Below are 22342 nucleotides of genomic sequence, written 5' to 3'. Positions count from 1 at the left end.
GGGCTATTTGTTTCAGCCAAGGTAAGGTGTCTGGGTCATCTTTCCAACCTTTGGCTAATTCTTGTAACGCTGCACGTCGCACATATTCATTGTCATCAGATAGGGCTTTTTGTTTGAGAATCGGTAAAGTGTCTGGGTCATCTTTCCAGCCTTTGGCTAATTCTTGTAACGCTGCATATCGCACATACTTATCGTCATTAGATTGGGCTTTTTGTTTCAACCAAGGTAAGGTGTCTGGAGAATCATGCCAAGTTGTCGCAATTGCCGCAACCGCTTGGGTGCGAATTTTCTGAACTAAATTAGCTTCCCTGATATATAGTATATAATCATCAGGGAAGTCATACTGGATTAACCCTTTGATCTGATTCAGTAATTGAGTCGCCGTTGATGCGATAACCGAACGATTCCGCACCTCAGAAAGACAATCCGCCGCTAAAAACACATTAATAAACTGTTCCTCTTCCCCCGGCTGATTCCTCAAATCATCCAGAATCTCCCCAGCCAACTTGGGTTCAATCATCCCCACAATCAGCCGTAACACTTCATGCCAAGACTGATCCTGCCAATGCTTGCCAAAAACCTCGCTTTTCAACTCCTCCAGAGAAATTGTTCGTTCTTTCTCAAACTGCCAAACATACTCCCAGGCGCAGAAATATTCCAAAAATGTCCGATGCACAAACGCATAATAATCCGCCCCCATGAAACATAAGATAAAATTCCGTTCCCGCAGTTGCTTAATCATCACCCTAGCCACCGCCCTGGGATTATTAATATCGAGAGTTTTCAGATAATCCGTCAAAATTATTTCTAACTCATCCGCCGCAATCAGATTACCCGCTAACCCTTTCTCTGCTGCTTGCATCTGATAAGCTACCTTACGCAGCATCGCCTGTTTATCTTTATAATCAATCGTTTGAATCTCTAACTGCTGATGTTCTATTAACGCCCGTTCTACATCCCATTGATGCAGCAATACCCGCGACGCTTGGTTGTATAATTCCGGTCTATCTCTGGGCAATTCCTGATTGCGATTTAATATTGCCATCATGGTTAGCAACAAGGGATTCCCAGCCAGTTCGCGAATTGCTTTTGAGGTGTTAATTGCCCGTTGCAGTCGTTCTCGCTTCCTCTGTTTATCGGCTTTATCGGTAAAGGTTAAATCATGCCAACGGGTAATAAATTCCTGAATCTGATCCGCCTCTAAATCTTGCAACATAAAGTGATAAAACTGGGCATCTCGTAACCGCTGCGGCTTATAACCAATCACGCGAGAGGTGACAATTACCCGCACATCAGGATAGTCATTGGTGAAGCGATGAATATCAGTAATTACATCCTCCCGTTTTCCCGGATCAAATACTTCATCCAAGCCATCAAACATAACCAAAGCATTTCCGGCTTTTAACTGTTCCACCAATTGATGCTGATTTAGATGACAGACAATACCGCTGCTATCATGGAAAAATTCAAGGAAATTCTTACATTGTCCCACATCGCGATTCCGCATATAGGTGCGTAATTCAATTAGCAGGGGAATCGGCTGTAAACTAGCGTCATTGGGTGCATAATTTGCCCAAGCTAATGCTAAATATTGCAACAAGGTAGACTTACCGGAACCCGGATCACCGAGAATCACCAGATAGGGATAGTTATCTTTATCTTGAATAATTTCTCTGATAGAACAAATCGGCTGTTGAGAATAAACCTGTTTATAGTCGGTTAACTCTTCGATGGATATCTCTGTATCAAGTTGATTACTCTCTCGCAGTCGCTGTTGATGTTCTTTGGGCAGTTCATAGACTTGGGGGACTATCTGATGAACTTGTCGCACATTTTGGGGAATGAAAACTTGCCAGAGTTTCAGTTCATTATAGGCGCAGCCTGTTGTATCTAAACTGGATAGGTTTAAATTGCTGTAGCGTTCCCGTAATCCTTTTTGATAGTTGGTTAAATTAAAATCGGGAGTAATTCCTGCTATTTCGCGAACCTGTTGTTCAATAGATTCCTGAATCGCTAATTCTAACTGTTCCCTTAACTCTGGCGAAGTTCGGACAAGGCGTTTCACGTCTTTAACATATTGCTTGGCAATCCCATCCCAGTTAAACCCAGTTGGCATATCGGGTGAATAGCGCTGTACCCAAATGCTTCTTAATTGATTGGCGTCGATGATGCGACAATTTTTCTCAAAGGCTTTTCCCAATATGGGTTTCACTTCGTCATCTCGGATAAACTGCCCAATTGCGACTTGATAGGTGTCTCGGACTTCTGCGCCGGTTAACTCACATTCAACTAATAGTTCATCTTCGATGAGTTTCAAGAATTGGGCTAAGGCTTCAAGTAAGGCGTTTTTGAGGACATTCGGTGAGGCTAATAGTACCCCCTCTGGGATGCAGTCTTTGAAAAAATCACTAACGTACTCTTCCAGCTTTTCCTGCTGTAGTTTCAACCAAATCTGCTTCAGTTCTAAGTTTTTAACGATTAAAGTGCCGACACTACTCAACGCTGTCCCCGGTTCCACCATGTTGCCATTCCTGCAGGAAACTCATTTTTACCATTTTAGGCAAGAATCCTTTTGTAGTGGTGTGGCACAGCTCATTAGGGGCTGCTGAATAAGTCTTGTGGTGAGGGGGAGCGGGGGAAGCTGGGGAACCGTAGGGGCGCATACTTAAGCTCAACCCCTCTCCCAAGCCAGCCCTCACCCCCAGCCCCTCTCCCAAGCTTGGGAGAGGGGAGCAAGAGGGGAGCAAGAGAATCCGGTTCCCCTACTACGAACCTGCTTTCGTCCTGATACTATTTCTCGTAATACATTGCCTCTAACTGTATGACGACTGTATGTCATTGTGTATGACAATTTTCAAGCTATAATTTTACTCGTTGCGGAATCAGTCCGGCTTTCCTATTGAGCTTCGCCAGCTTAAAGATAAGAATTTAATTTTGTAAAAATAAAAATTATTAACATAAAAACTTACTTTTATTTCTTGCTCATAAATTATAAACAATTGATAAAAATGTTGCCGAAAATCAATCCAGTGCAATAGCATAGGAATGATGTAGAAAACGGTCTGATAGGATAAAAAACTGGGTGTCTCTAGTAGTCTGGGTTAAACGCTCCTCTAGAATGTATGTTAATTAAAGCCAATACCTCCTCAGGTTATTTGGCTTCAATCTTGGTCAAACCCAGCATTTGTGAACAGGCTGACTTTCCATTCTCGATTCAGCCAAAAACGATGATCAGCTCTCATCCTACAGATTGGCTAAATCAGGGTTATCTATGATTATGAGCAAACTTGGATTCAACTGAACTAAACAGCAAGTATCCTGCGATGACCTACACCTTGACAGACTCACGATTTTGCAGCATACGTTTGGCTTATCCTTTAGGAAAAATGCCCTGAGTGAATTTATCGGTAAAGATGTAACCAATTTCATCCCTGTGCTAAGACGGGTAAAAACCCACCCCCCCTAATCTGGCAAAACAGAGGACTAGGGGGGTTTCCAAGGAAATAAATGGACTGTATTTTTTCGCCTCCCATCTCCGGAAGGGAGATGGATTTGTTCAACGGAATCTAGAGTGGTAGGTAACCAGCCATGTGGGCAAAATTTCTCAAAAATTTAACCAACCAGAAAAAGCTTCAAAATCAAATCTTATTGCTGCTGTTTTTAAGCAGTCTTATCCCCGTCTCAATCGTCGGACTTTATGGAATATTTTCGTCCTCGACTGCCTTATCCGAAGTCTCGGAAACTCAACTGGAGGACAGGGTTACTGATGATGCCGAAAATATTGATGCTGTCTTAGAGGGGATTAATGAGGATGTCTTATTCCTGAGCAAGATTCCCGCTATTCAAGGAATTATTCGCTCAGAAACGGATTCCGAAACCAATCAATCGGCTGATGTTTGGGTAGACCAAGCCCAGACTATTTTTGAGAGTCTAATGCAGGCGAAGTCTCAATATATGCAGCTGCGATTTATTGACGAAAATGGTCTGGAAATAGTCAGGGTTGATTCCGATGGAACGACGACGACAGTTATCCCGGAATCGGACTTACAAAATAAAGGCGATCGCGGCTATTTTGTTGAAGCGATGAAACTAGAGCCAGGAGAGCTTTATGTCTCCCCGGTGAACCTAAACCAGGAACGCGGAGAAATCGAAACCCCGTTTAAACCAGTAATTCGCTACGCCACACCTGTTGCTGATGCAGCCGGGAACAAACAGGGGATTGTGATTGCCAATGTTTTTGCCAACACGTTCCTTAGATTTATCGAAGATGCTAAATTAAGCGGGGGCGAAACAGCCTTACTGGTTAATGCAGAGGGCTACTATCTCTCTCACCCCGATGATGAGAAAGAATGGGGATTTGACCTAGATACAGATGAAACCTTGGCGAAGGATTATTCTGACCAAATCGTTGAGCAAATTCTCCAAGGCGGACAGGGATTAATTGGTACAGGAAGTAATGAACTCATTAGCTACGCTACCGTTGATCCAGCGCCGAATCAACCTGGCTTTTTAGTGGCTATCCGTACCGTTCCAAAAAGCACGATTTTTGCCTCTGTGACGGCGTTTAAAGTGGTGGCGACGCTGATTATTTTAATCTCCCTCGCCGCTGTGCTACCCGTGGGCGTTTTCCGGACAAGTCAACTAGCAGATTTACTTAAACAAATTGTGACTCGTATCTCCACCTCTAGCCAAGAGATTTTTTCCACCTTAGAAGAACAAGAACGGGTGGCGAGTCAACAAGCGGCTTCAGTGAATGAAACTACCACTACCATGGATGAGTTAGAAGCCTCCTCCCGACAATCCGCCGAACAAGCCAAGGCTGCTGTATCCGCCGCCCAGAAAGCACTAGATCTGACGAAAGGAGGAACCCAAGCAGTCGGTGAAACCCTGGAAGGGATGTACACCCTGGAGAATAAAGTTGGCGCGATCGCCCAACAGATTGTTCGTCTTTCGGAACAGGCAAATCAAATTGGTAGTATTTCTCAGTTGGTGTCTGAATTAGCCAACAAAACCAACATGTTAGCGCTCAATTCTTCAGTAGAAGCAGTGCGGGCGGGCGAACATGGGAAAGGCTTCTCAGTGGTTGCCAATGAAATTCGCAAACTAGCCGATCAAAGTCAACAATCTGCCGAAAAAATTGGTCTTCTGGTGTCCGAAATTCAAAGCGCGATTAACTCAACGGTAATGGTGACAGATGAAGGGACAAAAACCGTGGCATCCGGTGTGCAAATTGCCCAAAAAACTAATGAAGCGTTCACCGGGGTAGCCGATGCGGTGGACAAAGTAGTGCTAAACAACCAACAAATCTCCCTGAACTTGAAACAGCAAGTCGATGCGATTCAACAAGTCGTGGAGGCGATGGAAACCATTAATAAGGGGGCAAAAGAAACCGCCACAGGTATCAATCAAACCAAGATCGGGACTCAGCAACTGAACGAAACCTCTCTGGAATTGCAAGAGATGGTTTAACTGCGCCGAGTTGATGTAGAGACGCGCCATGGCGCGTCTGGGAGGTGGGGGAGATGAGGGAGATGAGGGAGCAGAGGGAGCCGGGGGAGCTAGGGGAGCCGGGGGAGCTAGGGGAGATAGGGGAGATGGGGGAGATGGGGGAGCTGGAGCAAATTGTGTAGGGGCGGGTTTCACTACTATCTTTTCGGTTACACCCAGATGTAAATAAACCCGCCCCGACTTGACATAAGACAAATGACATAAGACAAATGACATAAGACAAATGACATAAGACAAATGACGAATGACGAATGACAAATGACATAAGACAAATGACAAATGACGAATCATGATCATAGACGATGAAGAATTGCGAACGTTGTATAAAACGGCGGGTGAAGAACGTCTAGAGAAACTTACTGTCGGTTTGCACCATCTACAAAAAAATCCAGAGAATGAAACAACCTTAGAACAGTTGCTGCGAGATGTTCACAGCTTAAAAGGAGACTCCAAAAGTCTAGGGGTTAAAGCTGTAGAAACCCTTGCCGATCGCATGGAATGGACTCTGGGACGGCTTAAACGCCAAAAGCTGGTTTTTTCGCCGTCAGTGAGTCAATGTCTTGATCATGGATTAGATGCAATTCGTCTTTTAATTGCTGAAGCGATAACAGGTAAACCAAGCGGCGTCAATTTAGCTGAAATATTGGATCAATTTAAACAACTCGCGATTCAACCAGCAGAGAACGCCGCAGGTAGAAACATTCCACCAGAACCTCTAGAGAGAGAGGATATGAGCGCTGAATCATCTGAATTAGCCGAAAGCTATATCGACGATGATGAACTCCGAGACGTTTATCAACTGGCTAGTCGTGAACGATTACAAAGTCTAGAAGCTGGGTTGCGTCATTTGACAGACAATCCAGACGATGAAGCTATCTGGGAACAGTTGCGCCGAGAAGCCCATAGTATTAAGGGCGATTCTCGTAGCGTTGGCGTGGAAACCGTGGAAATTTTGGCTCATCCCCTCGAAGAAATTATCGAAAGCCTCAAATCCCAACCCCCAGCGTTTACCCCAGATGTTAACCAAACCTTACATCAAGGATTAGAGGCTATTAGCCAATTAATCCAGGAAGCCGTAACAGGTAAACCCAGTGCGGTGGATACTACCGAAGTGTTGGAACAATTTATGCTAGTGCTGGAACATTGCCAACAATCGGCTGTAGCGTCGCCAGTTCAAGCCGAACCAGGGCTTGTCGGGGCGGGTTTTACCGATAACCTGGAACCGACAACCCCTAACGGAACCAAACCCACCCCACCCCAACTCGCTGAAAGCTATATCGACGATGATGAATTACGAGAGGTGTATCAACTTACCAGTGGTGAACGATTGCACAGCCTGGAAACGGGGTTAAATGATTTAGCCCAAAACCCAGACAACGAAGCTATCTGGGAGGAGTTGCGCCGGGAAGTTCATAGTCTTAAAGGCGATTCTCGCAGCGTTGGCGTGGAATCGGTGGAAATTCTGGCTCATCCTCTAGAAGAAATTATCGAGAACCTTAAATCCCAACCCACAGCGTTTACCCCAGATGTTAACCAAACCTTACATCAAGGAGTAGAGACAATTAGTAAATTAGTCCAAGAAGCGATAACCGGTCAACCCAGTGCGGTGGATACCACTCAGGTGCTAGAACAATTTATGCTGGTGCTGGAGGATTGCCAACAATCGGCTGTAGCATCTCCAATTCAAGCGGAACCAGGGCTTGTGGGGGCGGGTTTTACCGATAACCTGGAACCGATAACCCCGAACGGAACCAAACCCACCCCACCTCAACTCGCCGACAGTTATATCGACGATGATGAACTGCGAGAAGTGTATCAACTCGCCAGTAGCGAACGGTTGCAGATTTTAGAAGCCGGGTTACTGCATTTAGAAAAATATCCCGATGACCAAGCTACTTTAGATCAATTACTGCGGGAAGCCCATAGTCTCAAAGGCGATTCTCGTAGCGTTGGCGTCGAATCGGTGGAAACCCTCACCCATCATATCGAAGAAGTCTTTGATCGCATCAAATCTTACCAGCTTGGGTTTACGGTCAAAGTTAGTGAAAGCCTCTATGATGCATTAGAAGCTATCCGATGCTTAGTTGAGGAAGCGGTAACGGGTCAACCTCAGGGTGTGGATAGGGCGCAAGTGCTGAACCAGTTAATCGACGCCATTGAAACATCAGCCCAATCTCCCCCGGTGATACCTGTCTCCAAATCGGCGACACCCTTATCATCCCATCCCGTCTCTCGTCCGGATTCTGTCAGGATTGTCGGGTTACCCGATGTCCAATCTTCACCCTCTCAACCTCCCCTTAGCGCCACGTTTATTGACGATGAGGAAATGCGGGAGGTCTATAAACTGGCTAGCCTGGAACGGTTACAGACAATAGAAACTGGATTACTGCAATTAGAAAAGCAGCCGGATGACTCAACCACCTTAGAGGAGTTACTGCGCGAAGCCCATAGTTTAAAAGGCGACTCTAGAAGCGCGGGCGTTGAACCCGTGGAAACCTTAATCCACCACGTTGAAGAAATTTTAGGCGGGATTAAACTTCAGCCTACTATCTTAACTCCAGATATTAGCGATCGCTTGTATCGAGGATTGGATGCGATGGGTAAGCTGGTACAAGAAGCGGTGACGGGTCAACCTCAGAGTGTGAATACCACGGAGGTTCTCAACCAGTTACTGGAAGTGTCTCTTCCTACCTTACCCGACGCTAGACCGACTCCCGTTCAACCCCTTCCCGCCCAACCTCCAGCCCCCAAAACCCCAGCCCTAAGTGACACCTACCGGATTGATACGATTCGGGTTCCTACTCGTGATTTAGATGGGTTAATGGCGCAAGCGGAGGAATTAAATGTAACGAAACTTCGCATCGCTTACGCCGCATCAGAAATTGAGGAATTGGTGACACTTTGGCAAGACTGGAAAGCCTTTTATCGTCAATCCGGTGAGGCGACAGCCACCGACGTTAACCCATTCCAAGAACGCTTAGATGAAAAGATTACCGCTTTACGCACCGCCACCCAGGAAAATACCTCTAACCTGGATTTAATTGCAGAGGATTTACGGGAGAGAATTCAAACCCTACGCCAGTTACCTCTGTCTACTATCTTCCAGTTGTTTCCCCGTATGGTGCGGGATTTAGCCCGCAAACAATCGAAACAGGTGGAGTTAATTATTGAAGGGGGAGAAACGACGGCGGATAAAACTATCCTAGAAGATATTAAAGACTCTTTAACCCATCTAATTCGGAACGCGATCGATCATGGGATTGAGACACCCGAAGAACGGGAGAAATTAGGTAAACCCCCTGTGGCAAAAATTTGGCTGCGGGGGAGTCTGGTGGGGAATACGATTATCATTGAAGTCGCTGATGATGGGCGAGGACTGGATATCGACCAAATTAAGCAGACGGCGATTAAACGGAAGCTTTACCAACCCGATGAACTAGAGAGGATGAATCCCAGTCAAATTTATGACCTAATTTTTACCCCCGGATTCTCCACCCGCAGCTTTATTACTGAAATTTCGGGTCGAGGGATTGGCTTAGATGTAGTCAAGACAAACATTGAACGACTCAAAGGCGCGATCGCGATCGAATCAACGCCGAATCAAGGTAGTACATTCCGCATCCAACTTCGCACCACTCTAGCCACTGTTAATGCTTTATTTGTCGAGGTTCAGGGAATTGTTCAAGCCCTCCCAATTGAATTCGTCCAAACCAGTTTACTCCTTTCCCCAGATGAAATAGAAACCGTTGATGGGCGGGAAACATTGAATTGGATGGGTAAAAGAATTCCTATTGCCAATCTCGCCGATGTCTTGGAACTCTCAAACTCCCCCGCCTACGCCCTTATCGCCAAAAAAGAAACACCGATATCTGAGTTGCGATCGTGTATTTTGCTCAAGGTTGGTGATGAAGTTTCGGGATTTTTAGTCGATCGGCTTTTGGATACTCAAGAAGTTCCTCTCAAACCCCAAAGTGTGTTATTAAAGCGAGTTAAAAATATTTTGGGTGCAACAATTCTCCCCACTGGGGACGTTTGTATGATTCTCAATCCGGCGGATTTAGTCAAATCAGGACAACAACAAACGCCAGCAACGGTTTCGGTTAAAGCCAATACGGTTCTACAAACCAAACCGACTATTCTCTTAGTCGAAGATTCTCTCCCAGTGCGGACACAAGAACGACGACTTTTAGAAGGGGCGGGGTATGAAGTCGTCATTGCGGTTGATGGATTAGATGGTTATACCAAACTTAAAAGCCGTCATTTTGATGCTGTAGTTTCGGATGTGGAAATGCCCCATTTAGATGGCTTATCTCTAACCGCCACGATTCGCCAGCATTCGGAATATCAAGACTTACCGATTATTTTAGTCACCACCTTGGATTCAGAAGCTGATCAACAACGGGGTGCAGAAGCGGGGGCGGATGCTTACATTATTAAAGGTAAGTTTAACTAAGCGTTTCTGTTAGAAACCATCAGCCGATTGGTTTAATTTAAGCTACAAAAAGAAAGCAATACCTTGAGCTGACCCCTCCCTAACCCTCCCCTTGGCAAGGGGAGGGAACATTTCCCCCCTTAGCAAGGGGGGATTAAGGGGGGTTAAGATTAAGGCAACGAGATTCAAACTCTAACAGGGAAAAACTTTTCCGCTTAAGTTGACACCAATGGTTTTACCGCTAACAGGAAGGTTCTCACCCTGATATCATTAAACCCGCCCCGATTAAGGTGCAAGTCATCTTCAGCCAATGACCAATGACCAATGACCAATAAATAAAAATGACCATTAAAGTTCTATTAGTAGAAGACTCCAAAATCTCCCTAGTCATTCTCAGACGAATTATCAATGAATTCCCTCAACTTGAGGTTGTCGGAGAAGCGCAAAATGGGTTAGAAGCATTGAGCCTAATTCCTCAAGTCAAACCCGACGTGATTTGTACCGACTTACACATGCCGCAGATGGATGGGTTGGAATTAACCACTGAAGTCATGAGCCATAATCCTATACCCATTTTAGTCTTGAGTGTGTCGGTACAACAGGAAGATACCCATCATATTTTTGATGTCCTCGAAGCCGGAGCCGTCGATATTTGTCCCAAACCATTGGCTGGCTTAACCACAGAAAACCAAGAATTTAAACGGGAATTAGTTAATAAAATCAGTGTCATTTCTGGGGTTAGGGTTTTCAAACGCAAACGCAGATATTCGCTGCAACACCAAGCCGTTAATCTGAACAATCTGACCACGGCTCCGACCAAATCATACCCGAAACCTAAAATCATTGCCATTGGCACATCAACGGGTGGACCTCCGGCGTTGCAGGAAATCTTTTCCCAACTTCCCGCCAATTTTTCGGTTCCCATACTTTGTGTGCAGCACATTTGTAAGGGATTTTTACAGGGCTTAATTGATTGGTTAGCTCCCACCTGTAAATTGCCGATTAAAATTGCCGAATCGGGAAATAGACCGCAACCCGGCATCATTTATTTTCCTCCAGAACAACATCAGTTGAAATTAGATAAGCAGGGTAATTTTATCTGTTCAGATACCGTACCTTTCGACGGACATTGCCCGTCAGCAACAGTCACATTTGAGTCTGTCGCCAAAGTTTATGGCAAGAAAACAACCGCCATATTATTAACCGGAATGGGCAGAGACGGCGCAAAAGGAATGTTAACCGTTGCCCAAGCTGGGGGGTTGACGATTGCTCAGGATCAAGCCACATCAATCATCTTCGGAATGCCTAAGGAAGCGATTGATTTAGGGGGGGCGAGAGAAGTCTTACCTCTGAACGCGATCGCGCCAATGTTGCTGGAACTTTTACAAAAACAGTCGATTCTACAGTAAACCGATTAGGTAATGAATGTGTCAACATCCAATGAGTTAAGTCCTAAAATAAAACAATCCTTTATTCGCTTAATTGCTCAACGTACTGGTTTAGTAGTTAGAGAGCGCGATCAAGCCAACTTAACGGACAAAATATTTGCCCGAATGAAGGCAATTAAACTAACCTTTCCAGAAGATTATTACTTGCTGCTCAATTGTCAAACCAGAGAAGCGGATCAAGAATGGAAAAAATTGGTTGTCTTGCTCACCAATCTCGAAAGTTACTTTTTTCGGGATAAAGAACAATGTAAATTGCTCAAAACTAAAATATTACCAGAACTGATTCAGCGTCATCAGGTGGATAAAACCCTGCGGCTTTGTAGTGCGGGATGTTCAACCGGAGAGGAACCCTATTCCTTAGCGATTATGCTGAATGAATTAATCCCTGATATTGATAGCTGGAATTTAGTTATTTTTGGCATAGACATTAATCAAGAGGCACTAGACAAAGCCAAACAAGGGATTTATCGGGCTTGGTCATTAAGAAGTATTGATCCAAACATTAAACAGAACTATTTTAAATGTATTGATAATCACTACCACATTGATCCCACCATCAAAGCCTTAGTCAAATGGCAACAGCTCAACTTAGTCAAAGACCTTTTCCCCCAACCTCATTTAGATTTACAGGCGTTTGATTTAATTATTTGTCGAAATGTCTTTATCTACTTTGAATCCTCCGCCATTGCCCAAGTCTTGGATAAGTTTTACCATGCACTCCAGCCCTTAGGCTATCTAATCACAGGTCATTCTGAACTCTATGGTCAAGTTCTCAAACAGTTTAAAACCAATGTTTTTCCCGAATCCTTAGTGTATAAACGTCAAACTGAGAGTTTAGTTTATACCCCTGTAGGCGATGTTTCCAGTCCCCTGACTTGGGATACCGACGATGATTACACCTTAGCCTTTAATCCAGAAACTATCGAACATGACTTAGAAAAAAACACGATTAAAATGCAGCATGTCGCCTTGAATCTACTCAAACAGTTACCACCCGATACGCCCCTACAAAAATTAGGCAATTTGACGCCATCTGAACTGATTAAACAACTCCAATCCTCCTTAAACAACATTATCGAGCCAGACTCCCCATGACAGACAACTCCTATTTTAGTTTTGGTTTAAATGATCGGCTGTATGCTATCAGTACAGCTTACGTAGAGGAAGTATTTCCTCTACCAGAATTAATCTCCATTCCCGAAGCGCCGCGTGAAATGATTGGCGTGGTGAATTTGCGGGGAGAAATGATACCCGTTATCGATTTTAATCAGAGTCTTGGTTTGCAATCATCCAACTACCGTTTAACCGACAGTATTATCGTTCTAAGACGAGAGAAAACCAAAGTTGGGATTATTGTGAATCAGGTTTGTGAAGTCCTGACAATCGCCCCAGATGAAATTACCACTGAACTTGAGCCGAATCAAACCGTTAGCGAAAACGGCGTCATTGGTGGACTCACCCGCCATGCTGGTGATATCGTTATTTTAAGTGATCCAGAGAATTGGTTAAGCGCGATAGATAGCCACACGTTTAAATTAGTAGAGAACTATCTCAGCCAAGAACTGAACCGGAGTCAATCGAGTGAAGAATTAGTTACCGAACAAGCCGTATTTGCTGCAAATGCAACACCCGAAGAACGAGACATTTTCCGAGAACGAGCGAATAATCTCAAGCTTCCCTTTGAGAGTCAAGACTTAACCAGTGTCAAACCGTTAACGATTATTGTCTTAAATGATCAGTTATTCGGGATTGATTTAGGCGTTGTGCGGGAGTTTACCGATATTCAACAGGTGACGCCGATTCCCTGTTGTCCCCCTCATATTGTGGGAAATATGAATTTGCGGGGCGAAATTGTCACCTTAGTCGATATTCGCCCAGTGTTGAAATTGCCCTTAACCCCGATAACCCGAAGTTCCAAAGCGCTGATTGTGGAGGTGGAGGAGATTTTGGCGGGTGTGATTGTGGAAGATGTGCGTGAATCGATGTTCCTACTCAATCCGCTTCAGATTATTGCTGTGACTCCTGAAACGACTAGCGTAAATCCTGACTATTTGCAAGGAGAAGCAGTCTATGGGGAAAAAATGATCAGCATTCTGGATGTACCGAAAATTGTCTTGAGTGGTGGCTTAATTGTTGAGCAAGCGGTTTGATTGTTATTGGTCATTCGTCATTTGTCTTATGTCATTTGTCTTATGTCAAGTCGGGGCGGGTTTAGTTCCATCTGGGTGTAACCAAAAAGATAATAGTGAAACCCGCCCCTACACAATCTCCCCCATCTCCCGATAACTGATAACTGATAACTGATACCTGATCTAAAAAGACGAACACAACAGGTTGAGCAGAGATTGGGGGATTTCTTCAAAATGCTCTAACAAAAAATCCATGATTGCCAGATGGCGCAAATCAACGGGTTTAGGCGGGTAATATCCTTTACCTCGGTTAAACCAATTCTGTACTGTCCCCAAGGAACGAGAACAGATATGAGACAGTTGCTCATACGTGACATCCCATTTGGCATAAAACTGCTTTGGCGTCATCCCTAATTCACAGTAACAATAAAGGTCAATAATGTATTTTTCCCGCTGGTTAATGGGGCGGAGATTGTGTCGCCGTCGGGGATTATAGGGTTCAGTTGGACATTGTACAGATAGGGGCGGTATCCCCCGGCGAGAATGGGTGGGATAACGGTAGGAGTTGCCATTCTCTTGATTGGGTTCAACCGTATCAGGTATTTTTTCCACATCCGCTTCAGCCGCCGTATCTGTGGCTACCCAACCTGCACTGGGAGAATCAGGGGCGAGTTGGATGATGTAATAAACCATCCATTGATGGTGATTGTAGTCATAGAAACGTCCCAGAATGACGCCCCAGTCAGGATTAGCGGTTTTCCACTGAACGCGATCGCCTTCTTTATAGCGAGGGGTGGGAAATGGCAAATCGTGATGGGTAACTTTCTCCTCCATCTCCTCACCATGACGCAGGGTATTTAAGGTACCAGCGATGAGTTTACCGTTGAGGCTTTGAATCAATTCTTGGATAAATAGCTTGGCGAGGATTTTGACTTCCGCATCGGTTAGGTGCATTTGCGATGCGTCGAAGTCAATGTCGCGGTAATGCTTGAGTCGAGAGAGGAGTTCGGTAATGCCAAATTCCGCTAACGCTTGCTGGGCTGTTGTTTCGGGCGTCTGGGAACTGTCGAATTGAGGGGGTAACGGTTTCATGGCGTTCTTCTGGTTATGTTGTGCTAGTGTTTTATTGTTATATAAAAATGTTATAACAAAACAAACCAAATGAAAACCCCTTTGTCTTTTTGTTTTCCCTATTCCCTATTCCCTGGCGCGTAGCGCTATCAAAATTGCCAGCAACCCAGCCCATCGCTTACCCTTAAAAAAGTGAGCCTCAATCCGCTCAATTGGATTACTGGAGATAACGATATTGCCGAAAACCAAAGCCAAAAACAGTGAAACCCTAGAGCAGAAGTTGTGGAAGTCGGCAGATAAACTCCGCAAAAATATAGGTCAGTTTGCCCTAGCAGAAGGCAAGAAAGGCGGACAATTTTACACGCCAGAAAGTGTGGTGCGAGTGTTTGACCCCTGCTGTTTGAGTTACGAAGACGCCAATTAACTTCTTTGGGACGAGCTAAGAATCGAGAGCGCACAGCAGTTGAACATTCCTTGGCACATCTGGGACCATGGCTTGGCAATCGCGCTCGCTATATCGGTTTACGCAAGAACCTGTTTGACTGGCGACGTACCGCCGTTGTTCACAACCTTCACGTTTTGGCTCGTGGCTTTGAGCGGAGGCTTACGCCGACAAATCTTATGACACCCAATCCGGGGAACACTACCACCAATCAATATCCGTCACAACCATAAAATCTACGCGATCGCACAACTGTTAAATAATCCTACTCGCGATCGCACTTTGAAAGCTTTCCCAGCCAGTCATAGCATTTCCTGACTATTGCCCTTAATGACCATGCTATGTCAGCGAGCTTTTCCGGCTTTTTTCCTCCCGGTGCTTCATCGGACATGATATCACTCCTTCATGGGGTGAAAATTCTACAGGTGGATACCACAGTGATGGATGTATTCAGTTTTTGAAGTTCGACTTAAATGAGACATATTTTGTAAAACTTCACACAATCAGACGAGTTACAACTGTTGTGTCAACCTATTTTCTCTTGCTTTACCCCCATCGTGATTACGCTTACTGGCGCTCTAGTGCAGTGTGTGAAAAATAATGGCGAAAGCCGTGTAGTGCGTTAAGCGAAGCCATGCCGCAGGCTTTGCATATTGCTCGCTACTAATACCCAATTTAAATGCATGACAGCTTATCACTCCTTTGAATTGAAATGTTACTTTATAGTTGGCGCTTAAATGCTTATGGCGAAGACAGCGCAACTACAAACAAACATTCAACTTAGTTGGGCGACTATCTGGTTTTGTAAGACGGTTTGTTCGGTGAGTAAGTCGTCTACTGTTAATCGTAATGCGCGATCGCGATCGACTGAAAATTTGAGTTTGATCCGATCGCGTCCCGGATTTCCGGGGGGTGTAAGCTGGGCGATGGTTCTGGCACCGTCGCGATCGTTTAAGGGTTGTACGGCGGTTTTGCCGCCACCCAGTTGGCGTGTGACTAAGCGATCGCCTTCAAAGTATACCTCGGTTGCTCCTGTTTCTGCGCCTAATTCTCCGACGATTAATTCAATGCTGGGTTGATTGTCTACTGACGCCCCTACTACTAATTCCACGGGATTACTCATCGGATAGGGTTGTCCGGCTTTAATAATGGGATGCCAATTGTGACACTTATTCCGTCGATCCCAGTAGCGAATCCCATAGCTATGGTAGAGGAAATCTTGGACTTCTATGCCTTGGGCTAATTGTAATGCGCCCTGGGCGATGGCTTCAAAGGGTTTTCGGGAACGAATCTTTTCGGCGTTAAAGTATTGCTTTACCCACGCTTGAATGGCGGGGATTTTTATGGTTCCGCCAACTAATAATACCGCATCAATATCGGCGACTTCGATACCACTGCGCCGTGCTTGTTGCAGGAGTTGGGTCATTCGTTCATTCAGGTTATCAAAGAATTGGTGATCCCTTAAAATGGTTTCAAAGGTTTGCCGATCCAGATTCAGTTCATAACTCTCTAATGTTTCATCATTAAAGTAAACTTCCGTGGCGGTGGATTCTGTCGATAGCTTAATTTTCAGGCGTTCCGCCAATCGCGTGGTTAAGGGCGATCGCGAAATTCCTTGGGTTTGGACAAAATAATCCACTAACCAGTTATCAATATCTGAACCACCTAAATTTTGCCCTGCTTTGGCGAGTACGCGGGCAATTTTGGGCTTTTGTCCCGAACGTTCACCCAAGACTTTTTCCCCCCATTTAAGGATAAAACCTAGGGGCTTTGTCCCGGTTTGTACCTCTTGATTTAACTGCACCAGGGATAAATCTAAAGTCCCCCCGCCAAAATCCACGACGAGAAGGGTTTCACCTTCTGCTACACCATACCCCAAAGCGGCGGCGGTGGGTTCATCGAGTATCCGCAGTTGTTCCACGGGTAAGGATTGACACACTCCGGTTAGCCAGTGGCGATACGCCTCAAAGCTATCGACAGGTACGGTAAGAATTAAGGATTCAATCGTGTCTGTGGGGGAAGGGGAGAGTTTGGCGATAATTTGGCTGAGGAACCATTGTCCAATTTGCTCAAAACTGATGGGTTGTTCATCCAATTCCGGCAAAAATCCCTGAATCTGGGAACCTATCCCCCGTTTGAAACTGGAGAAAAAGCGGGGATCGGTGGTAAGATCTAAGCCGCGATCGCGGATTGTTTGACCGACGATCACCTGACCTTGCTGGGCATCCTCAACATAGACCAAACTGGGAATCAGGGGTGGATTTTGGGCAAGTTGTACTGATAAACCAGGTAGGCTGACGGTTTCCGCTTCGCCCGTGGCGGCGTTCCATCGCGTGATCACTGTATTGCTTGTGCCAAAATCAATTGCGTAGTTAGTCATTTGTCAAGAAACAGGGAACAGGGAACAGGGAACAGGGAACAGGGAACAGGGAACAGGGAACAGGGAACAGTACCGTTTAACTTATCATTTCTATTTTATAATAGGAATTTCCACAATAAACTCTGTTCCTTGATCGGGATGGGAAACACACTGAAGTTGACCTTGATGCTTTTCGACAATAATTTCATGGCTAATCGATAAGCCTAATCCGGTACCGCGTCCTACTGGTTTTGTGGTAAAGAATGGATCAAAGATTTGGGACACAATCTCTGGACTAATTCCTGCACCATTATCTGAAATCCGAATAACCGCAACGTCTGTTGTTGATAGTTTATGACCCTTATCGTCTGCACTCTGACTCTTTTGAACCATTTCGGTGTGAATTTTAATCACGCGGGGAGCGGGTTCATTCTCTAAGGCATCAATCCCATTACTCAGCAAGTTCATAAATACCTGATTTAACTGACTGGCGTAGCAGGTAATCGCTGGAATTTCACCGTATTCTTTAATCACTTCAATTTTGGGACGATTGCCTGATGCCTTGAAGCGATGCTGTAAAATAATCAAGGTATTATCTATACTTTCATGAATGTCAATTACTTTTCGCTCGGATTCATGATGTCGAGAGAAAATGCGTAAGGATTGAACAATTTTCTGAATGCGATCAGCACCTATCTCCATCGATTTGATTACATTTTGCCAATCCTCACTGACGAACTCCCAGTCAATCTCCTCAATAATCTCTTGAATTTCTTCAGGAGGATTGGGATAATTTTTGGTATAGGCATTAATTAAGCGAGTGAGATCGACAAAATAATTTTTAGCATACATGAGATTCCCGCCAATAAAGTTGACAGGATTATTAATTTCATGCGCCACCCCTGCCACCATTTGTCCTAAGCTGGACATTTTCTCATTATGAATCAGTTGAGTTTGGGCGCGTTTGAGTTCAGCTAATGCTGTCTCTAGTTGGATCGATTTTTCCTGTTCTCGCTGAATCGATTGATGCAAGGCTTCCTCGGCTTGTTTACGTTGGCAGATATCTTTGAGTGAACCCACCATTCGCTGGGGTTTTCCGTCCTCATCCCACAAGGCTTGTCCACGACACATTACCCATTTATAGTCACCATTTTGGCATTGTAAGCGATATTCGATTTCATAATAAGGGATTTTTTGCTGCAAGTAGTTTTGGGTTGTTTCGATAATTTGCTCCACATCATCGGGATGGATACGACTGATCCATTCATCGAAACGATGTACAATTTTGCAGGTGTCATCGTGGCAATTTTGATTGCCGATAATTTCCTGAAACCGCTCAGATGTAAACACTTCACCACTGTGTAAATTCCAATCCCAAATTCCATCATTATTGCCTTGTAAGACTAACTGCCAGCGTTCTTCACTTTGGCGTAAATCTTCTTCAATTCGCTTGCGTTCTGTAATATCTTTGCCGACGGTGATTACACAGCGTTCCCCTTTTAAATCAATAAACTCAGCCGATAATAATAAGGTAATAATCTCACCCCATTTAGTCCGCCATTCCGTTTCCCAGTTACCCAGTGACCCTTGTTGATGCAAAAGCTGTTTAAACTGAACCATGTTTTCCGGATTGACGACCAAGTTTAGATCAAAAATTGTCTGACCAATGACAGTTTTTCTATCATACCCCAATAGATTGAGAAAACTTTGATTCACATCGATATAGCGTCCGTCTGGGCAACTACTAATCGTAATCGGGTCAGGGCTACAACTAAAAGCTTTGGCAAATTTTTCTTCGGAGATTTGGCGGGCAACTTCGGCGCGTTGGCGTTCTTGAACTTCTAAGAGTAATGAGGTGATATCAGCGATAGAACGGGCAAAGTTTTGCTCTTCTGGTGTCCAATGTCGGCATGTTTCTATCTGTTCAACACATAACACACCTACGGTTTTTCCACCCAATCGTAAAGGAGTGTCTAGAATTGATGTTATGTTTAATGCCTGTAGGTAAGACTCCAGCAGATCACCACTTCTGGGATCGCTCATCACATCATTTACGGCAACGAGGGGAGCCTCAATTAAAGCGTTAAAGTAAAGAGGATGGTTAGCTAGGGCTAGGCTTAAACCGGTGCTATGTTTACAGTAACTTTGCTGGAATAAATCCAGACATTCAATATGAGTTTTTTGTTGATTATAGAGCCAAATACCGACTCGTTCGACCTCAAGGGTACGGGCTGTGACTTCGGTGATTTTCTGAAACGCTAATTCTAAATTTCCCTGATATAAAATTTTATTCTTAGCCAGTTCAATGAGTAAACTATTTTGATGGCTAAGCTGTTTTGCCTGTTGGCGAATTTGGTTTTCGGCTTGCTGGCGATCGCGAATTTCTTGTTGGAGTAAACTATTTTGTTCTTTTAACTGGTTCTGTAATCCTTGCAGGAGCAGTTGATGTTCGATCCGCACTAAAATTTCTTCTGGTTGGAACGGTTTAGTAATATAGTCAGCCCCGCCAATTTTCAAGGCTTTGACTTTCTCTGCCGCTTCCGTCAATGCGCTTAAAAAAATAATCGGAATGTCTTTGGTTTTCGTATTTGTCTTCAGACATTGACAAACACTATACCCATCCATATCCGCCATGACAATATCCAGTAAAATTAAATCAGGAGGCGATGAAATTGCCGCATGGATGGCGAGTTTACCACAAATAGCCCGTTGAATGTTATAATGTTCTTTCTCCAATACATTCGATAAAAACCGTAAATTATTGGGGTTATCGTCAACCACTAATATCGTTATTTTAGGTTTATTCAATACCATTGATAATTGTTGACTTAGCATCACTCTAGTCCTTATGAATGATTAATGACCGCCTGAGTCACTCGCACAATAATATCCAGTCTAAAATCATGAAGTAAATCCGTTAATGCCTTGGCTAAATCTGCCTTTTCTGTCGGTAGTTTTTGAATCAACTGAGCAATCATTGCTTCATCTAACTGATTAGCTGCCTGTTCTAATTCAGTCACCCAGGCTGAAGGTAGACTGGATAACTCTGAACAGAAAAACGAATCGGACATCTCTTGTGTGCTATAACTTGAGCGAGAGAGAGGTAAACTATCCGATAACTCTTCATAACGATAGCGTACTCCTAAATGGTGGGCAATTGTGTCAAAAATTTGCTCCTCTGTAAACGGTTTCCGGACAAAATCCTCAGATCCGGCGGCTAAAATCTCCTCTCGCCTTTCCTCAAAGGCGCTGGCGGTTAAGGCGATAATAATAGTTCTAGATAAATCGAGAACTGAGTTGGATTGAGATAACCGTTCTTTTTCTTTGCTTTTAAGCCGTCGCGTTGCTTCTAACCCATCCATCATTGGCATACGTGTATCCATAAAAATCAAGTGAGGTTGCCAAGTTTCCCATAACGGTAAGCATTCCATCCCATTTGCCGCCTCCCGCACTTCAAATCCAATCGGTTCGAGTAATTTAGTCAGCAACAGGCGATTTTCTGGGGTATCATCAACGACAAGGATACGATAGGTTGGTTGATTGGGTTCTAAGCCTAAGACGCGCTGACGGGGTTGGGGGGTGACGGGGTAGACATCTGCCGGACTAATTTTAATACCAAATTTAAAAATTGTCCCCTTGCCGACAACACTACTGACGGTAATCGTTCCCCCCATCAGTTGCACAAATTTACGGGTAATGGTTAACCCTAAACCTGTCCCTTCCGCCATTTTTTGTCCGGTTTCGGTTTGGACAAAGGCATCAAATAAGTTGTCAATTTCAGCCGGAGAAATACCTGCTCCCGTATCTTCTACTTCAAACTGGAGTCGGGGGGGAAATGCTGACAATGATGATGAGTCGGTGTCTGAAGGGTTTTGATCGGTTAACGGCTCAGTTGCCAAATTTACTCGTAAGGTAATAGTACCCTGTTCGGTAAATTTAATCGCGTTACCTAAAAGGTTAATCAAACAAACCCGTAATTTTTTTGCATCGGTTTTTATTGTTTGTGGAACATTGGGTGCGACGCTGAAAACTAGATTTAACTTTTTTTGCTCGGCTTTAATTTGGAACATTTCTTCCAAATTATCTAACAAGCGATACAGATCAAAGCTACTTTCATAGAGTGAAATAATACCTGCTTCAATCTTCGACAAATCTAAGACATCATTAATTAAGTCCAGTAAATGTTCACCACTACGATTAATAATACCCAGATATTCTCGTTGTTCCGGCGTAATTTTCAGATCACGACTCATGACTTGGGTAAACCCTAAAATAGCATTCAAGGGCGTGCGGAGTTCGTGACTCATATTGGCGAGAAATTCACTTTTAGCTTTAGAGGCGGCGGCGGCGGCTTTTTCGGCTTTGCGTCGCTCTTGAATTTCCTGCTCTAATTTGTGATGGCGATCGCGTACTTCTTTGGACAGCCGCCGAATCGTCAGTTGATGCTCCACCCGCGCCAATACTTCTTCAACTTGAAAGGGTTTGGTAATGTAATCAACACCACCCACGCGAAAGGCTTTGACTTTATCCAAAACATCATCAATGGCACTAATGAAAATGACGGGAATATCACAAGTCTCTGGATCAGCTTTGAGAGTTTCACAGACTTGATATCCATTCATTTCTGGCATCCGGATATCCAGTAATATGAGATCGGGTTGGGCAGATTTAGCGGCTCGAATTGCCATTTTCCCCTTAACCACACCCCGCACTTGATAGCCTTGCTCCGACAAGGTGGCGGATAAAACTTGTAAGTTTTCTGGGGTATCGTCAACAATTAATAGGTTGCCTTTAGTCATTTATCTTATGTCTTATGTCATTCGGTATTTGAATCAGGGCGGGTTTTGTTGCTCAGTTATCGGCTCTTAATTAGGGTTAGTCCCTAAACCCGCCCCTACACATTCACGCGCCATGCCCTCGAAGGTTGTGAAGGGTCAAAACTCCTTCATCCCT

Annotated in this window: 12 protein-coding genes and 2 pseudogenes; 8 read left to right on the top strand and 6 right to left on the bottom strand. The window is 44.4% G+C overall.

The window, feature by feature from the left end; genetic code table 11:
* Positions 1–2521 (bottom strand): NACHT domain-containing protein (locus RID53_RS05740; RefSeq protein ID WP_446387204.1); only part of this gene is annotated, 2521 nt, incomplete at its 3' end.
* 1067 nt (positions 2522–3588) lie between these two features.
* Here RID53_RS05740 and RID53_RS05735 point away from each other — a divergent pair.
* The 6 genes from RID53_RS05735 to RID53_RS05710 all read left to right on the top strand — a co-directional run bounded on the left by RID53_RS05735 (position 3589) and on the right by RID53_RS05710 (position 13538).
* Positions 3589–5469, top strand: a complete 1881-nt coding sequence (locus tag RID53_RS05735) for a methyl-accepting chemotaxis protein (RefSeq protein WP_446387203.1) — start codon at positions 3589–3591, stop codon at positions 5467–5469.
* 28 nt (positions 5470–5497) lie between these two features.
* A complete protein-coding gene (locus tag RID53_RS05730; protein ID WP_446387202.1) occupies positions 5498–5677 on the top strand; it encodes a hypothetical protein in 180 nt (59 codons plus the stop codon).
* A gap of 120 nt (positions 5678–5797) precedes the next feature.
* On the top strand, positions 5798–9961 hold the full coding sequence (locus tag RID53_RS05725) for an Hpt domain-containing protein (RefSeq protein ID WP_446387201.1): 4164 nt from the start codon (positions 5798–5800) through the stop codon (positions 9959–9961).
* 320 nt (positions 9962–10281) lie between these two features.
* Positions 10282–11349: a chemotaxis-specific protein-glutamate methyltransferase CheB gene (gene cheB, locus RID53_RS05720; RefSeq protein WP_446387200.1), complete on the top strand. Its 1068-nt coding sequence runs from the start codon at positions 10282–10284 to the stop codon at positions 11347–11349.
* An 18-nt stretch (positions 11350–11367) separates the two neighbouring features.
* Positions 11368–12483 (top strand): CheR family methyltransferase, encoded by a 1116-nt coding sequence (locus RID53_RS05715; RefSeq protein ID WP_446387199.1) that lies wholly within the window; start codon positions 11368–11370, stop codon positions 12481–12483.
* Complete coding sequence (locus tag RID53_RS05710; protein WP_446387198.1) at positions 12480–13538, top strand: chemotaxis protein CheW; 1059 nt, start codon at positions 12480–12482, stop codon at positions 13536–13538. Before RID53_RS05715 ends, RID53_RS05710 begins: the two co-directional genes overlap by 4 nt.
* A 162-nt stretch (positions 13539–13700) precedes the next feature.
* Here RID53_RS05710 and RID53_RS05705 read toward each other — a convergent pair whose 3' ends face one another.
* Entirely contained in the window at positions 13701–14609 is a 909-nt protein-coding gene (locus RID53_RS05705) for a hypothetical protein (protein ID WP_446387197.1), read from the bottom strand.
* A 292-nt stretch (positions 14610–14901) separates the two neighbouring features.
* On the opposite strand from RID53_RS05705, the pseudogene RID53_RS05700 reads away from it, so the two are divergent.
* Both RID53_RS05700 and RID53_RS05695 read left to right on the top strand, forming a co-directional pair.
* A pseudogene (locus RID53_RS05700) lies at positions 14902–14988 on the top strand (N-6 DNA methylase); the annotation flags it as partial.
* Positions 14982–15263: pseudogene (locus RID53_RS05695) on the top strand (hypothetical protein); the annotation flags it as partial. The pseudogenes RID53_RS05700 and RID53_RS05695, both read left to right, overlap by 7 nt.
* Before the next feature lie 32 nt (positions 15264–15295).
* Here RID53_RS05695 and RID53_RS05690 read toward each other — a convergent pair.
* From RID53_RS05690 to RID53_RS05675, 4 genes are all read right to left on the bottom strand, one after another.
* Positions 15296–15421, bottom strand: a complete 126-nt coding sequence (locus RID53_RS05690; RefSeq protein WP_446387196.1) for a hypothetical protein — start codon at positions 15419–15421, stop codon at positions 15296–15298.
* Positions 15422–15805: 384 nt separating this feature from the next.
* Positions 15806–17410, bottom strand: a complete 1605-nt coding sequence (locus RID53_RS05685) for an Hsp70 family protein (protein ID WP_446387195.1) — start codon at positions 17408–17410, stop codon at positions 15806–15808.
* Positions 17411–17500: 90 nt separating this feature from the next.
* Positions 17501–20224 carry a PAS domain S-box protein gene (locus tag RID53_RS05680; RefSeq protein ID WP_446387194.1) on the bottom strand — a complete coding sequence of 908 codons (2724 nt, stop codon included), beginning with the start codon at positions 20222–20224 and terminating at the stop codon, positions 17501–17503.
* Positions 20225–20235: 11 nt separating this feature from the next.
* Positions 20236–22188 (bottom strand): response regulator, encoded by a 1953-nt coding sequence (locus RID53_RS05675; RefSeq protein ID WP_446387193.1) that lies wholly within the window; start codon positions 22186–22188, stop codon positions 20236–20238.
* Positions 22189–22342: the final 154 nt, after the last annotated feature.

Origin of the sequence: Coleofasciculus sp. B1-GNL1-01, from assembly GCF_040220235.1 — a bacterium.
Taxonomy (GTDB): Bacteria; Cyanobacteriota; Cyanobacteriia; order Cyanobacteriales; family Coleofasciculaceae; genus Coleofasciculus.
This window is presented reverse-complemented; position numbering and strand designations above follow the sequence as displayed.

Bases quoted from the DNA above. Each gene is read 5' to 3' on its own strand.
- RID53_RS05735 (WP_446387203.1), top strand. From the start codon at position 3,589: ATGTGGGCAAAATTTCTCAAAAATTTAACCAACCAGAAAAAGCTTCAA.
- RID53_RS05730 (WP_446387202.1), top strand. From the start codon at position 5,498: ATGGCGCGTCTGGGAGGTGGGGGAGATGAGGGAGATGAGGGAGCAGAG.
- RID53_RS05725 (WP_446387201.1), top strand. From the start codon at position 5,798: ATGATCATAGACGATGAAGAATTGCGAACGTTGTATAAAACGGCGGGT.
- cheB (WP_446387200.1), top strand. From the start codon at position 10,282: ATGACCATTAAAGTTCTATTAGTAGAAGACTCCAAAATCTCCCTAGTC.
- RID53_RS05710 (WP_446387198.1), top strand. From the start codon at position 12,480: ATGACAGACAACTCCTATTTTAGTTTTGGTTTAAATGATCGGCTGTAT.
- RID53_RS05705 (WP_446387197.1), bottom strand. From the start codon at position 14,609: ATGAAACCGTTACCCCCTCAATTCGACAGTTCCCAGACGCCCGAAACA.
- RID53_RS05690 (WP_446387196.1), bottom strand. From the start codon at position 15,421: ATGTCCGATGAAGCACCGGGAGGAAAAAAGCCGGAAAAGCTCGCTGAC.
- RID53_RS05685 (WP_446387195.1), bottom strand. From the start codon at position 17,410: ATGACTAACTACGCAATTGATTTTGGCACAAGCAATACAGTGATCACG.
- RID53_RS05680 (WP_446387194.1), bottom strand. From the start codon at position 20,224: ATGCTAAGTCAACAATTATCAATGGTATTGAATAAACCTAAAATAACG.
- RID53_RS05675 (WP_446387193.1), bottom strand. From the start codon at position 22,188: ATGACTAAAGGCAACCTATTAATTGTTGACGATACCCCAGAAAACTTA.